General features: G+C 38.5%; 12 protein-coding genes. 6 read left to right on the forward strand and 6 right to left on the reverse strand.

The features are described 5' to 3' along the window. Positions 1 to 5 precede the first annotated feature (5 nt). The 3 genes from FRE64_RS10635 to clpS form a co-directional block, all read right to left on the reverse strand. Positions 6 to 1,739, reverse strand: a complete 1,734-nt coding sequence (locus FRE64_RS10635) for a hypothetical protein (protein WP_146296059.1) — start codon at positions 1,737 to 1,739, stop codon at positions 6 to 8. A 125-nt stretch (positions 1,740 to 1,864) separates the two neighbouring features. Continuing rightward, the gene (locus FRE64_RS10640; RefSeq protein WP_146296061.1) at positions 1,865 to 2,155 is read right to left on the reverse strand and encodes a DUF2103 domain-containing protein; all 291 of its coding nucleotides are present in this window, start codon (positions 2,153 to 2,155) and stop codon (positions 1,865 to 1,867) included. A 1-nt stretch (position 2,156) separates the two neighbouring features. Next, positions 2,157 to 2,459, reverse strand: a complete 303-nt coding sequence (gene clpS / locus FRE64_RS10645; RefSeq protein WP_186708778.1) for an ATP-dependent Clp protease adapter ClpS — start codon at positions 2,457 to 2,459, stop codon at positions 2,157 to 2,159. 244 nt (positions 2,460 to 2,703) lie between these two features. Between clpS and psbH the strand changes: the two genes are divergently transcribed. Then, on the forward strand, positions 2,704 to 2,904 hold the full coding sequence (gene psbH, locus FRE64_RS10650) for a photosystem II reaction center phosphoprotein PsbH (protein ID WP_146296064.1): 201 nt from the start codon (positions 2,704 to 2,706) through the stop codon (positions 2,902 to 2,904). Positions 2,905 to 3,036: 132 nt separating this feature from the next. Continuing rightward, a complete protein-coding gene (locus FRE64_RS10655) occupies positions 3,037 to 4,656 on the forward strand; it encodes a glycoside hydrolase family 57 protein (protein WP_146296066.1) in 1,620 nt (539 codons plus the stop codon). On the opposite strand, the gene FRE64_RS10660 is transcribed toward FRE64_RS10655, so the two are convergent. Further along, positions 4,623 to 5,060 carry an NUDIX domain-containing protein gene (locus FRE64_RS10660; protein WP_146296068.1) on the reverse strand — a complete coding sequence of 146 codons (438 nt, stop codon included), beginning with the start codon at positions 5,058 to 5,060 and terminating at the stop codon, positions 4,623 to 4,625. The two genes, FRE64_RS10655 and FRE64_RS10660, sit on opposite strands and share 34 nt — an antisense overlap. A 100-nt stretch (positions 5,061 to 5,160) precedes the next feature. Here FRE64_RS10660 and FRE64_RS10665 point away from each other — a divergent pair, with 100 nt between their 5' ends. From FRE64_RS10665 to FRE64_RS10680, 4 genes are all read left to right on the forward strand, one after another. After that, positions 5,161 to 6,147 (forward strand): NAD(P)H-dependent glycerol-3-phosphate dehydrogenase, encoded by a 987-nt coding sequence (locus tag FRE64_RS10665; RefSeq protein ID WP_146296070.1) that lies wholly within the window; start codon positions 5,161 to 5,163, stop codon positions 6,145 to 6,147. 146 nt (positions 6,148 to 6,293) lie between these two features. Then, the gene (locus FRE64_RS10670; RefSeq protein WP_146296072.1) at positions 6,294 to 8,183 is read left to right on the forward strand and encodes a serine/threonine protein kinase; all 1,890 of its coding nucleotides are present in this window, start codon (positions 6,294 to 6,296) and stop codon (positions 8,181 to 8,183) included. 30 nt (positions 8,184 to 8,213) lie between these two features. Next, the gene (locus tag FRE64_RS10675; protein WP_146296074.1) at positions 8,214 to 9,449 is read left to right on the forward strand and encodes a DUF1565 domain-containing protein; all 1,236 of its coding nucleotides are present in this window, start codon (positions 8,214 to 8,216) and stop codon (positions 9,447 to 9,449) included. 6 nt (positions 9,450 to 9,455) lie between these two features. Then, a complete protein-coding gene (locus FRE64_RS10680) occupies positions 9,456 to 10,160 on the forward strand; it encodes a hypothetical protein (RefSeq protein WP_146296075.1) in 705 nt (234 codons plus the stop codon). Between the two features lies 1 nt (position 10,161). Here FRE64_RS10680 and FRE64_RS10685 read toward each other — a convergent pair whose 3' ends face one another. Continuing rightward, entirely contained in the window at positions 10,162 to 10,419 is a 258-nt protein-coding gene (locus tag FRE64_RS10685; RefSeq protein WP_146296076.1) for a BrnA antitoxin family protein, read from the reverse strand. Between the two features lie 2 nt (positions 10,420 to 10,421). After that, positions 10,422 to 12,698, reverse strand: a complete 2,277-nt coding sequence (locus tag FRE64_RS10690) for a RelA/SpoT family protein (RefSeq protein WP_146296078.1) — start codon at positions 12,696 to 12,698, stop codon at positions 10,422 to 10,424. Between the last annotated feature and the right edge of the window lie 2 nt (positions 12,699 to 12,700).

The following is a 12,700-nucleotide window of genomic DNA, read 5'->3' on the forward strand; positions in this document are numbered from 1 at the left end:
TTACATTAAGTGTCAGACTCGGAATTTTTAATATTTTGAATGAGTTGTGAGAGTTCAGTTTGCATCTGATCAATAGTAGTTTGATCAAAAGATTCCCATTTTTGGGAGTGTTGATTAATTTCTGTTACTTGAGTATGCAATTGGCTGGTAGTTTTTCTAATTTCTTCCACTGCTGAGTTGATTTTATCTTCCTTTTTATTGTTATCGACTAGAGTTAACAGTTTCATTAAGTTATACTGTAAATTAGCAAGGCTTTCTTGATGAGATTGTTCATTTTTTTCAGCTTGCTGATTCAATTTAACAATTTCTTGTGTGTTTTGTTGAAGATTATCGAGTCCAGAAACAGTTTTTTTAATAAAGTTATTATCGCCAATTGCTTTTACAAAGAGATATAATGCTTGTTGAATTTGATTCAGTTTTTCTTGATTAAGGCTAGCTAGTTTCTCCGAATTTTGAGTGAGTTGACTCAGTTGTTGACTAACAGTGTTGAGTTTTTGGCTACTATTTTCTGTTTGCGCGATCGCGCTTTCTAATTCTTTCAATCCCCCTTCTAAACTCCTAACAGTTTCTGTAAATTCGGTTTGAGTTGCTTGTAATTTTTCACTAGCTTGGAGAATTGTTTGATCAAAATGACTCTCTGCGATTGTTGTTGCTACGCCTTGAAATTGACTAGCACTTTCACTTAAACTATCAGTAAAGGTATTAAGGTTACTAGATAATTGTTCTGCTAAATCCGTTGCATGAAGATTACTATTAGTTAACTCTTCAATATTAGTTTGTAACCTAGCTGTAGAATCGGCAAAAGCGGTTTGAGTTTCGGCTAAACTTACAGTTAAATTTTCTAAATTTTCGGTAAACTTACTATTTTCAATTTTGTTAGCTGCCTCAGTAAAAACTGTTGCCCCTTGGCTCACACTTTCCCCCACTTCTTGGATGCGAGTCACTTCTTTTTCTAAAGATTCAACTGCATATTGAAATTGAGTCGCGCCATGAGCTAAGGTTCCTGCTGTTTCCGAAAAACGTTCGTAAACCTGTCTAGCTAAGTCAGTAGCTTCTTTATTGCCCTCAGCAATTTTATTAGCAACTTTTCCTAAAGAGGCTTCTACTGCCTCAGTAACATTATCATGGAAACGATATAGAAAATCTTGCTGTTGCGATACCATTCGATCTACAGCACGATCTAAACGAGAATGGCTCGGAATCGTGGGTAAATAAACATTATCGAGATAGTCTTCAAGTGTACTAAAAATCTGTAATTTTAAGGCAGTGGTATTTTTGGCTAGATTAGTTAGAGTCAAAAAAGCACTACAGGTAACTGCTACTAAACTACTCAGAAAAGCAATCCCCATTCCTTCTAAGGGTTCTTGTAATTCATTGACTAAGATATCAATATTATCTCCTTCTATTTGATTAAGAAGAGTACTAATATTATTGAGATTTAAAGTAATGCCTAAAAATGTTCCGAGTAAGCCTAATGTTAAAAGCAGATTGGGAATAATTCGAGAAAAGCGATCTGCTACTTCCCAACGCATGGTAATGCCAAAAAAATTAATTTGTTCGTTACGAAAAATGCCATCAATAATAGCACTTGTATTAACTTCTTCGACTTCTTGACTCGCTTCTCGAAAGCGCGATCGGATTGTTTCAATTACTCCTGTTGTGGGAATACTTCTATTTCTAATTATTTTATTGACTTGCTTATCTAAATTAATCAGGTTTCTATATAAAGATAAACGCAAGAAAAATCCAAATATTGTTGGAAAAATCAAAAAAATGAGAATGAGAAATAATAAATAAGCAGGGAGCAGTGAAAGAAGTGACATTAACATAAAGCGAAAGCATGAACAGTGATCACACTATTGTATTACCGTTTACTAGCAATGATCGCATTTTCTAGTTGTTGCTTATTTAAATCAGTAATAATAAAGACTTCTTGCACACTTTTTCCTTCTCGAGCAATAACCTTATAACCCCCTCGAATAGGCACTGATACTCGTAACTTAAGATGCTGAAAATTACTACGGGCGCGACTAATTACGCCTGGGGTAACAGTATAAACCCCTTCCACAGTAATTAACCTCTCTAATACAGGAATCAAGCCTTCAATATGAGTGGAATGATTCCAAACTAGTCGCCCTTGCGAAGAGTCTGTCATGTTATGCTTTCTCCAAGGGAGCCATAGTTAAACCTTCTCGTCGTAACTGTTGATGATAGAGTTCGGCCGCTTCTTGAGGGCCAACCCAAACAATGGCTTGTCCTTCATTATGAACTTGCTCAGTTAAACTCCAAGCGCGATCGCTGGTCATTTCCGGAATATACTTCATTAAACAATCAGCAACGTGCTGAAATGTATTTACATCATCATTAAGCACAATTACTTTATAGTTAGGATAAGTAGTGCGAACAGTTTCCTTGGTTTTTTCGGGAGCTTGCGTGGGAGAAGCAGTTGCTTGGATCATAGCAGTCTCTCTTAGCATTTGAGAATGTATAACGCTTAGTTTTCACAATAATCTATCTATCCCTGACTTGGAAAGTTGCTAACCAGAGTAATGATTTACTTTTCTCAAGACCATGATTTTTTCTGATTGCTATTTCCATGTAACAGGTTGTATATGTTATAGTAATGTTAACCTAAAGACGGTAAAAAATCCGTCTGTTTAAAATTAATACAAAGTTAAGTTAACATCAAACCTTTAATTGATTATGGCACAGCGGACCTGGTTAGGAGATATTCTCAAGCCCCTCAACTCTGAATACGGAAAAGTAGCCCCCGGTTGGGGAACAACCCCTGTAATGGCAGTATTTATGGGGCTATTCTTTGTGTTTTTACTGATTATTTTACAAATTTACAACTCTTCTCTTCTCCTTGAAGGATTTGAGGTAGATTGGAAAAACCTTACCTAATCGTTCATCTAAGCACAGACACTACTTAAAGCCCGGTTAATATTCCGGGTTTTTTTAGGCAAGGGAGGGATTTCAATTTGATCCTAGAATAGAGTAATAATCCCATTATTCACGTGAGAGAAATAATTATCTATGGTGCCTGGTTATCTTGCTCTAGTGTTACACGCTCATTTGCCTTTTGTAAGACATCCTGAAAGTGATTATGTTTTAGAAGAAGAATGGCTATTTGAAGCAATTACTGAAACGTATGTGCCTCTTCTGCAAACTTTTGAGGGATTAAAGCAAGATGGCATTGATTTTAAGCTCACAATGAGCATGACTCCCCCTCTAGTGTCTATGTTGCGGGATTCCTTTTTACAAGAACGCTATGATCATCATCTTGCTAAATTAGAAGAACTAGCGGGAAAAGAAATTCAAAATAACTCCGATAATGGGCATATTCAATATTTAGCTCAACACTATATAAATCGATTTGCTCGGGTGCGTCAAACTTGGGAAAAGTATAATCGAGATTTAGTTAATGCTTTTAAGAGGCTTCAAGATAGGGGTAATCTCGAAATCATTACCTCTGCTGCTACCCATGGTTATCTTCCCTTAATGAAGATGTATCCAGAAGCAGTACGAGCGCAAATTAATATTGCTTGTGACCATTATGAGGAAAACTTTGGTTGTAAGCCGCGGGGAATTTGGTTGCCTGAATGCGCTTATTATGATGGCTTAGAGCGCTTTATGGCTGATGCTGGGTTACGCTATTTTCTGATGGATGGACATGGCTTACTCTATGCAAGTCCGCGTCCCCGTTATGGAACTTATTCCCCGATTTATACGGAAACAGGAGTGGCAGCGTTTGGACGAGATCATGAATCTTCCCAACAAGTGTGGTCTTCCCAAGTGGGTTACCCTGGTGATCCAGTTTATCGAGAATTTTATAAAGATTTAGGTTGGGAAGCCGAGTATGAGTATATTAAGCCCTATATTCTTCCCAATGGACAACGCAAAAATACAGGGATCAAGTATCATAAAATTACCAGTCGCAGTGCAGGATTAGGAGAGAAGAAGCTATATGATCCCTACTGGGCGCGAGAAAAAGCGGCAGAACACGCTGGGAATTTTGTGTTTAATCGGGAACGACAAATTGAGCATTTAGCAGGAATTATGCAACGTAAGCCGTTGGTAGTTTCGCCCTATGATGCTGAATTATTTGGTCATTGGTGGTATGAGGGACCATGGTTTATTGACTATTTAATTCGCAAGTCTTGGTATGATCAAACGACTTATGAAATGGTAACTTTAGGAGGCTATTTAAAGAAAGAGCCTGTGCAGCAGGTTTGTAAACCCTCCCAGTCGAGTTGGGGATATAAGGGATTTCATGAGTATTGGATTAATGAAACTAATGCTTGGATTTATCCCCATTTACACCAGGCTACAGAACGCATGATTGAGTTAAGTTCTTGGGATGCTAAGGATGAGTGGGAAAAGCGAGCGTTGAATCAAGCAGCAAGAGAGTTATTGTTAGCACAGTCTTCTGATTGGGCTTTTATTATGCGAACAGGTACGATGGTGCCCTATGCGGTGAAAAGAACGCGATCGCATTTAAGACGATTTAATAAACTTTATGAGGACATTACATTAGGTAAAATTGATAAAAGTTGGTTAGAAAAATTGGAGAAAATTGATAATATTTTCCCCAATATTAATTACAAAACTTATTCTCCTATTCAAGAGCCAATGAAGTTAGGACGGAAGCCATAGTTTCGATAGTAATGATAATGTTTGAGAATTTGATCGTGATCAAAACATAAGTTTTTTGGAATTTCCCAAAGGGGGAAAATGCTTAAGTTTTTTGCATCATCGGCAGCTTTTGGTGACCCAAGGGCGCTGGCAATAAAAGTGATACTAATGGTGTGTTGACGAGCATCTCTTTGTGGATCAGAATAGACATGAAATTGTTCAATTAGTTCTACTTCTAAGCTGGTTTCTTCTTGGGCTTCTCGTTTGGCAGCAGCTTCAACTGATTCCCCATAATCCACAAATCCCCCAGGGATAGCCCAACCATAAGGAGGATTTTTTCTTTCAATTAAAATAATGGGGCGTTCTGGACGATCAGCTAATTCAATAATAATATCGACAGTGGGAATGGGATTACGATAAGACATAAGGGATGTGATGTTACTGATAAGCAGATGTCTCCCTTGTATAATCAAGGTAACTGAATATTACCAACGATCAGACTTTTCAACCATCAACTAATTCTCAATGATTAATACACAATCTCAACAGCATAATTTAGCAAGTAATACAGAAACGTCTCAGAAAATTACGACAGTTATTGGTGCAGGGGCATGGGGATCAACCCTAGCTACGGTAGCAGAACGTAGCGACCATCATGTGCGTTTATGGTCAAGATATGGCGAAGAAAGCCTAGAATCAGCTATTCAAGATGCAGAAATTATTTTGTCTGCGGTTTCCATGAAAGGGGTACAATCAGTGATTGATCGGGTTAAGAGTATTCATATTCCCGAAAATACCATTATTGTTACTGCCACAAAAGGATTAGATCCCGAAACTACCCATACCCCTTCTCGAATGTGGAAAGAAGCCTTCCCTAGTCATCCTGTTGTGGTTTTATCTGGTCCTAACTTAGCCAAAGAAATTCAAAATAACCTTCCGGCTGCGACAGTTATGGCAAGTGAAGATGAAGCTGCGGCTGAAGCGGCTCAAGAGATGTTTGCTTGTGAGACATTTCGAGTTTATATTAATAATGACCCGATTGGTACAGAACTGGGTGGAACGTTAAAAAATGTTGTCGCGATCGCGGCAGGAATTTGTGATGGTTTAAAACTGGGAACAAATGCTAAGGCAGGTTTACTGACTCGCGCCCTTCCGGAGATGATCCGAATAGGGACTAGTTTAGGGGCTTCTAGTGAAACCTTTTTTGGATTATCAGGTTTAGGAGATTTACTGGCAACCTGTGATAGCCCTCTCTCTCGGAATTATCAAGTGGGATATGGGCTTGCCCAGGGAAAAACCCTTGAAGAAGTGCTTAACGATTTAGAAGGAACTGCCGAAGGGGTAAATACCACTAAAGTTTTAGTGCGTCTTGCTCGTCAAGAACAAATCCCCATCCCGATTTCTGGTCAGGTTTATCGTCTCTTGAAGGGAAAATCAACGCCAGAACAAGCCGTTCAAGCCTTAATGGCAAGAGAACTTAAAGCTGAATTTGATGATATCTTTGATGATTAAGGAACAGGGGTTAATTCATTCTTTTAATTGTTGAATGCAGTTTTGTATAGTTATTAAGAAGTTAATTTACAATTGGGATAGCTACTGTTATGATTTAAGTATTCTCTAGTGATTAGAGTCATAACTAAGACTGTATCAAGTTTTCCATGGCTATTTCCTCGGATTTTTCCGCCCATAATTATCAAATTTTAGAGCAACTCGGGGTTAACAAGGAAGGAGGACGGTTAACTTATAAAGCACTGAATATTCAATCTCAGCAAACGGTTGTTATTAAACAATTTAAGTTTGTTTCCAGTGATAGTGATTGGTCAGCTTATCAAGCGGTTGAACGAGAAGCAGATTTCCTCAAATCCCTCAATCATCCTCAAATTCCTAAATACCTAGATTATTTTGAATCAGAAGAAGGAATTTGTTTAGTCCAAGAGTATAAATCAGCCCCTAATTTATCTCAACGGCAAAGATTTGATTTTACTCAGATTAAGAAGATTACCCTCAGTATTCTTGAAGTTTTAGTTTATTTACAGCAACAAGCTTCTCCAATTATTCATCGGGATATTAAACCTGAAAATATCCTTATTGATGATGATTTAAATACTTATTTGGTCGATTTTGGGCTAGCTAAAATATATTCTCAGGATAGTTCTAGCACTGTTTCTGGGACAATTGGTTTTATGCCACCAGAACAATTTTTTAATAAACCCCTTTCCACTGCTTCTGATTTATACAGTTTAGGAATTACGCTGATTAGTTTAATTCTGAGAAAAGAATCGCATCAAGTTAGTGATTTCATAGACTCTCAGTTTCAAGTTGATCTTAGCGCGATCGCGCCGAAAGTTACTCCCCAATTTCAAACTTGGCTGGAAAAAATGGTTGCGTTAGATAAAGAACAACGCTTTCCTGATGCGGAAACTGCGTTAAAAGCTCTGCAACCAATTATTCTCAAAAAACCCAAAGAAATTGAACTTAACCATTGCGAAATTTACCTTCAAGCAAGTCACCGTGAAGACATTATTGAAAAGGAATTATCACTGGCGCAATTAATTCCAGAGGAAGTTTTAGAGGGAAAATGGGAAGTTGCACCGCACTCATCGGATCCGCCTCATACACCGCAAAAACACGCTTGGATTGAGATTCAACCAAAAACTTTTTCCAATCAAGAAGAAAGGGAAGTTCCTTGTTATCTCCGAGTCGATACGAGCAAGTTAAAGTCGAACCAAGAGTATGAACGCAAACTATTATTACACACTAATGCTTACTCAGAAACTTATGTTATTCCGCTACGAGTGAAAACCGCTCCTCTTGCCATACCATTGTCTCCTTTTCCCAGCTCTGGCTTAGGAATAATATTAGTTTCTATGGGAGTTATCAGTGCCTTAACTTATAGTTTTAGTGACATCCTACTAGGTCATTTTCAGCAAATTAGAACATTTATTTTTTCCATTGTTAGTGATTTTCGTTATACATCAATAACTGATGTTATAATTTTTATTGGTGTTTTATTAGGAATACTCTTTGGGGTGAGTTTTGGGGAAGAAGAAAAGAAGGAATCCAAGAAATTTTCACTAACAGAAGCGTTCTTTGGCACGGTTTTTCTAGCATTATGTTATGGCGCGATCGCGGGATCAGTCTCCGTTTTAGCAGAAGTCATTTGGAAACAGTTTATTATTTCCGTATCACTCCCGAGTCTCTACTCCCTAGTTAGTTTCGGATTTTTTAATGCTTATGTTAGTACCGATGCGACTTTAATAGCAGCCACAATTACTTTTATACTTAAAGGGTTTTATAACTTCTATTTTTCCTTAAAGAAAGCAGGATTAAATTCGTTTTTTGCTACTCTCTTTTTAATAGCAAGCGTTAGCTTGGGTATTTTAGCAGGAATCGAAATTGTTACCCCAACTACTGTTGAGTCATTATCTTTTATCATGGCTAGCATTAGTGGCGGATATTTAATCAGTGCGATGCTTTATTTACCGCTAATGAGACTCCAGAAAAAGAGACAACTCAAAAAGCAAGAAATAAACTTAATCCAACCCTAACCGTATCTTAAATAAGCATCAGAATCAATTATGAAGTTATCGCGCCAACCAATGATGAGAAATTTACTTTTAATCTCCTTAATCGCAATCATGCAATCAAGTTGTACATTATTATTTCATTCTTCTGAGAGTGATAGAGAAAGTGATATTGCAACTTCTCCCGAAGAAGATTCTTCTATTACAGACGAGGAAGATGATTCTTCTAGAAGTTCGCCTAATTCTGAGGTTAGTGAAAGTGAGAAGACATCAGAAGATGAGGAAGGAGGGTTTTCTTTAAACAGAGATACAAATCCATCAGATAAAAAGAACAATCAATCGGAAAGTGGGAAAGATGGGAGATCGGAAGCTACCAATGAATCAGAAAAGAAAGGAGATTTATTTGTTACTGTCTCTGGCGATGATCACAATAGCGGTTCAATAAGACAGCCTCTGAGAACATTAACCGAAGCCATCGAAAAAGCGACAGAAATGCAAGAAGAAAAGCGCGATCAAGAAGTCGTTATTAAGTTAGATCGAGGAACTTATTCAGAAAGAAGTGGTGAAGATAAAGATATTAAAATTCCTTCCGATATTTCCATTGTTGGAACAGGTGATAATACCATTGTCTTAGCTAACTTAGAACTTTCCTCGAATGTTTTATTACAAGATTTACAAGTGAAGGATCATAAAGTTACTGTAGGAGAAGAAATAACCGAAGGAAAAACCGTCTTAAAGAATTTATTTGTTAATGATGGTGGCGTTGAAATTGCATCCTCCAATGTTCAATTATCAGATATTAACTTAAAAGGTGCAAGTCGAGAGGATGTATTACTAATAGCTTCGGAAAATCCAAGACTTAACAACATTAAAATTGAGAATCGTTATCAAAATCCTGTTAATAGTTCTTATTCTAGTTTAGGCAGTTTAATTATTGGGAGTGAGGCTTCACCTCAGATTACCAATTTAAAAATCCAGAATAGTCTATTAGGAATTAATAACGAAGGAAATAGTGCAATTAAGAATCTAGAATTAGTAGGCAATCGGGCTGGCATTTATAATGAAGGAGAAATTACCTTAGAAGAAGTGACGATTTCTAAGGCTGAGAAATCTCATTATGGAATTTGTAACCAAGACGAAGGAACAGTTCTAATTGAAACAGCTAAACTAGACAGTAGCTCGATCACTGAAGCTGATGATTGTACTAATTTCTCTGGTAATTCTTATCCCGATACGATTCCTGATCTTGCAGGAAATTATGAAAGCATTTTTATTGAAAATTTAGACTAATTAATAATGGGTGATCAGATTATTAATCAAAAAATTCGGACTCTATTGGATGCAGCTAATCAGTATTTAGCCAGTGATCCCAATGCTAGCATTTTGAAAGTTGGCATTTTGGGAGAACTCTTAACTGTTCGGATTTTTCAAGAAAAAGGAATCCCCATTGAAGAAGAAGATCAACATAGAAGGCTTATACGGTTAGCACGACAAAGAGCAATTTCTGCAGAGGTTGCTCGCTATTTTCATAAAATTAGAATATCCCGAAATCAAGCAATCCATGTTGATGCTGAGGGAAAGTTTGTGGATAATTTGCAAATTGCTCAAGAAGCGATTAATAATGCTCAAGCCCTAATAGCATTATATCTCGATATTCAACCAAAATCAGGAGTACGTCCACCGAAAACCCCTCCGAAAGTGCAAGACAGTTATCGTAAAGAGCGGGTTAGGCTTGAGAAACCAACTACACAACAGCCTCAAAACCAATCGCCTTCTCAAAAGCAAAGTTCAACGAATTATACTGCCGAAGAATATCAAAAAGCTCGTGAGTTTTTAGCCCAATTACGTCGAGCTGATGATCCCTATCCTCTGTCATCCAAAGAATATATTCATCTTGATGATGTGGCTAGCTTTTTTAACGAGTGGAAAAAGGGATTTGCCAATGAAAAAGAAGCCGCGATCGAATATCTTCGGTTTATGAGTGAGGAGGATGCCATTTAAGCTAGGATGCTATATTATTCAGTTCTTCTCTTACCACTCGCCGTAATGTTTCTTCTAAGGGTTCACGAGTTTGTTGAATATGCTGACGGAGTGCTTCGTTAATGAGGGTTTGATAATTTCCACCCCCTGCTAAATGCACTTGCTGACGGAACCATTGTAAAATATCATCATCCAAGCGAATAGTAATACGAGTTTTACCTGAGGAACTTAAGTCAACTGCTCCTCGTTTGCCTTGGCTAAAATCATCTTCTGTTTTCATAACTATTCCCCCTGATCAATCCGACGGAGTTTTAAAACATCAGTCATCTGCTTAATACGATTAAAACAGCTATTCATCTGCTGATGATCTTTGACTTCAATAGAGAGAGTAATTAAAGCTGGCTTATCTTTCCCTGTCTTCACGCTGGCATTGCTAACATTAATATGCTGGTCACTGAGACGGGCTAAAATATCTCGGAATACTCCAACGCGATCAATGACTTCTACCTCTACATCCACAGTATAAGTAGGACTGCGACCATTACCATTAGTTTTGCCATCCCCATTAACAATATTCCAGTGAACGGGAATAACGCGATCGCTGTTCACTTGCTCCACATTAGAACAATCTTGGCGATGAATGGTAATCCCTTTAGTACGAGTCACAATACCAAGGATCGGTTCACCCGGAATAGGGGAACAACAACCTGCGCGGTGATACATTAACCCCTCAACTCCTGCAATGGGAGATTGATTATTTTTAGTGGGACGAGAAGAACGAGAAACGGTTTTTGGCAGGCTTTGTACCCTTTCCTCTTCTAGATCGGGTTTTTGTTCTGCTTTTTCTAACTCTTCCTCTTGTAAAGATTCTTCTCGTAACTTACTTGCAACAGAATTAGTGGTAATTTCCCCATAACCAATCGCTGCCAATAAATCCTCAACAGTTTGATAGTTTGAACGTTCAGCAACTCGTTGCATTCGATCTGATTTTAGTAGGGATTCAAAACCAGCTTTCCCCACTGCTTTTTCTAACATACTGCGTCCTCGGGCAAGATTTTCTTCTCGATGAGAACGCTTATACCATTGCCGAATGCGATTTCTGGCACTAGGCGTAACCACAAAGTTTAACCAATCTAAACTGGGATGGCTATTTTTGCTAGTAATAATCTCCACAATATCGCCATTCTTGAGAGGCGTATCTAAAACCGTCCAACTGCCATTCACTCGCGCCCCTTTAATATGATTCCCCACTTCCGTATGGATATGATAAGCAAAATCCACAGGAGTTGCCCCACGGGAAAGGGCTACCACATCTCCTTGTGGCGTAAATACAAACACATCATCTTCAAATAGATTATCCCGAATACTCTCAATATACTCTTGGGCATCTTTGAGATCGTTTTGCCATTCTAAAAGCTGTCGCAACCATGTAAATTTCTCATCTTCTGCGGTAGGCTTAAAGTCGCTAGAACCACTTTCTTTATATAGCCAGTGGGCAGCAATCCCGTATTCTGCAATATGGTGCATTTCCAAAGTACGGATTTGCATTTCGATCGGCTTGCCATAAATCCCAATAACGGTGGTATGTAGGGATTGATACCGATTTGGTTTGGGGAGTCCAATATAGTCCTTAAAGCGACCTGGAATGGGTTTAAAGGCATCATGGATTACGGCGAGAGCACGATAACAGTCTTCCCGAGTTTTGAGGATGACTCGTACGCCAGCTAAGTCATAAATTTCTTCAAATTCTTTCTGCTGTTGGTGCATCTTTTGGTAAATGCCGTATAGATGCTTGGGGCGACCTTTTAATTCTTCTACTTCAATTCCCGCATCTTGGAAGCGTTGATGTAAAACGGCAATTAACTCGTTAATTCTGGCTTCGCGATCAGCCCGTCGATCAGTTACTAAATCTCGGATTTGTTGAAATGCTTGCGGTTCGAGATACTTAAAGGCTAAATCTTCTAATTCCCACTTAAATCGACCGATTCCAAGACGGTTGGCAAGGGGGGCAAAAATTTCTCGGGTTTCTAGGGCAATTTGCTTTTGTTTTTCTGGCTTTAGATGTTCTAAAGTTCGCATATTGTGGAGACGATCTGCAAGTTTTACCACAATGACGCGAATATCTTTTGCCATCGCCAGAAACATCCGCCGAAAGTTCTCGGCAGCCCGTTCGGTTTTACTGGAGAAGTTAAACTTAGAAAGTTTGGTAACTCCTTCTACGAGATGGCGAACGGATTCCCCAAATTTTTCCTCAATTTCTTCACAAGTGGTGTCGGTATCTTCTACAATGTCATGGAGGAACCCAGCAGCGATCATGGCACTGCCTCCACCTAAATCTCGAATTAAGCCAGCAACTGCTACAGGGTGAGCAATATAAGGCTCTCCAGAACGTCGATATTGACCTTCGTGTAGGTTGTAAGCAAACTGAAAAGCACTGGCAATTAATTCTGCATCTTCGTTCTCTACGCTCGGATCATTAGCGATTTCGATACAGTCAGCTAACCATCGCGGTAAAGATATGTTATATTCGGTGGTGGTTTTTTGTGCGATCGCGTCCATAG

It is taken from the genome of Euhalothece natronophila Z-M001, assembly GCF_007904085.1.
In the GTDB taxonomy this organism is placed as follows: Bacteria; Cyanobacteriota; Cyanobacteriia; order Cyanobacteriales; family Rubidibacteraceae; genus Halothece; species Halothece natronophila.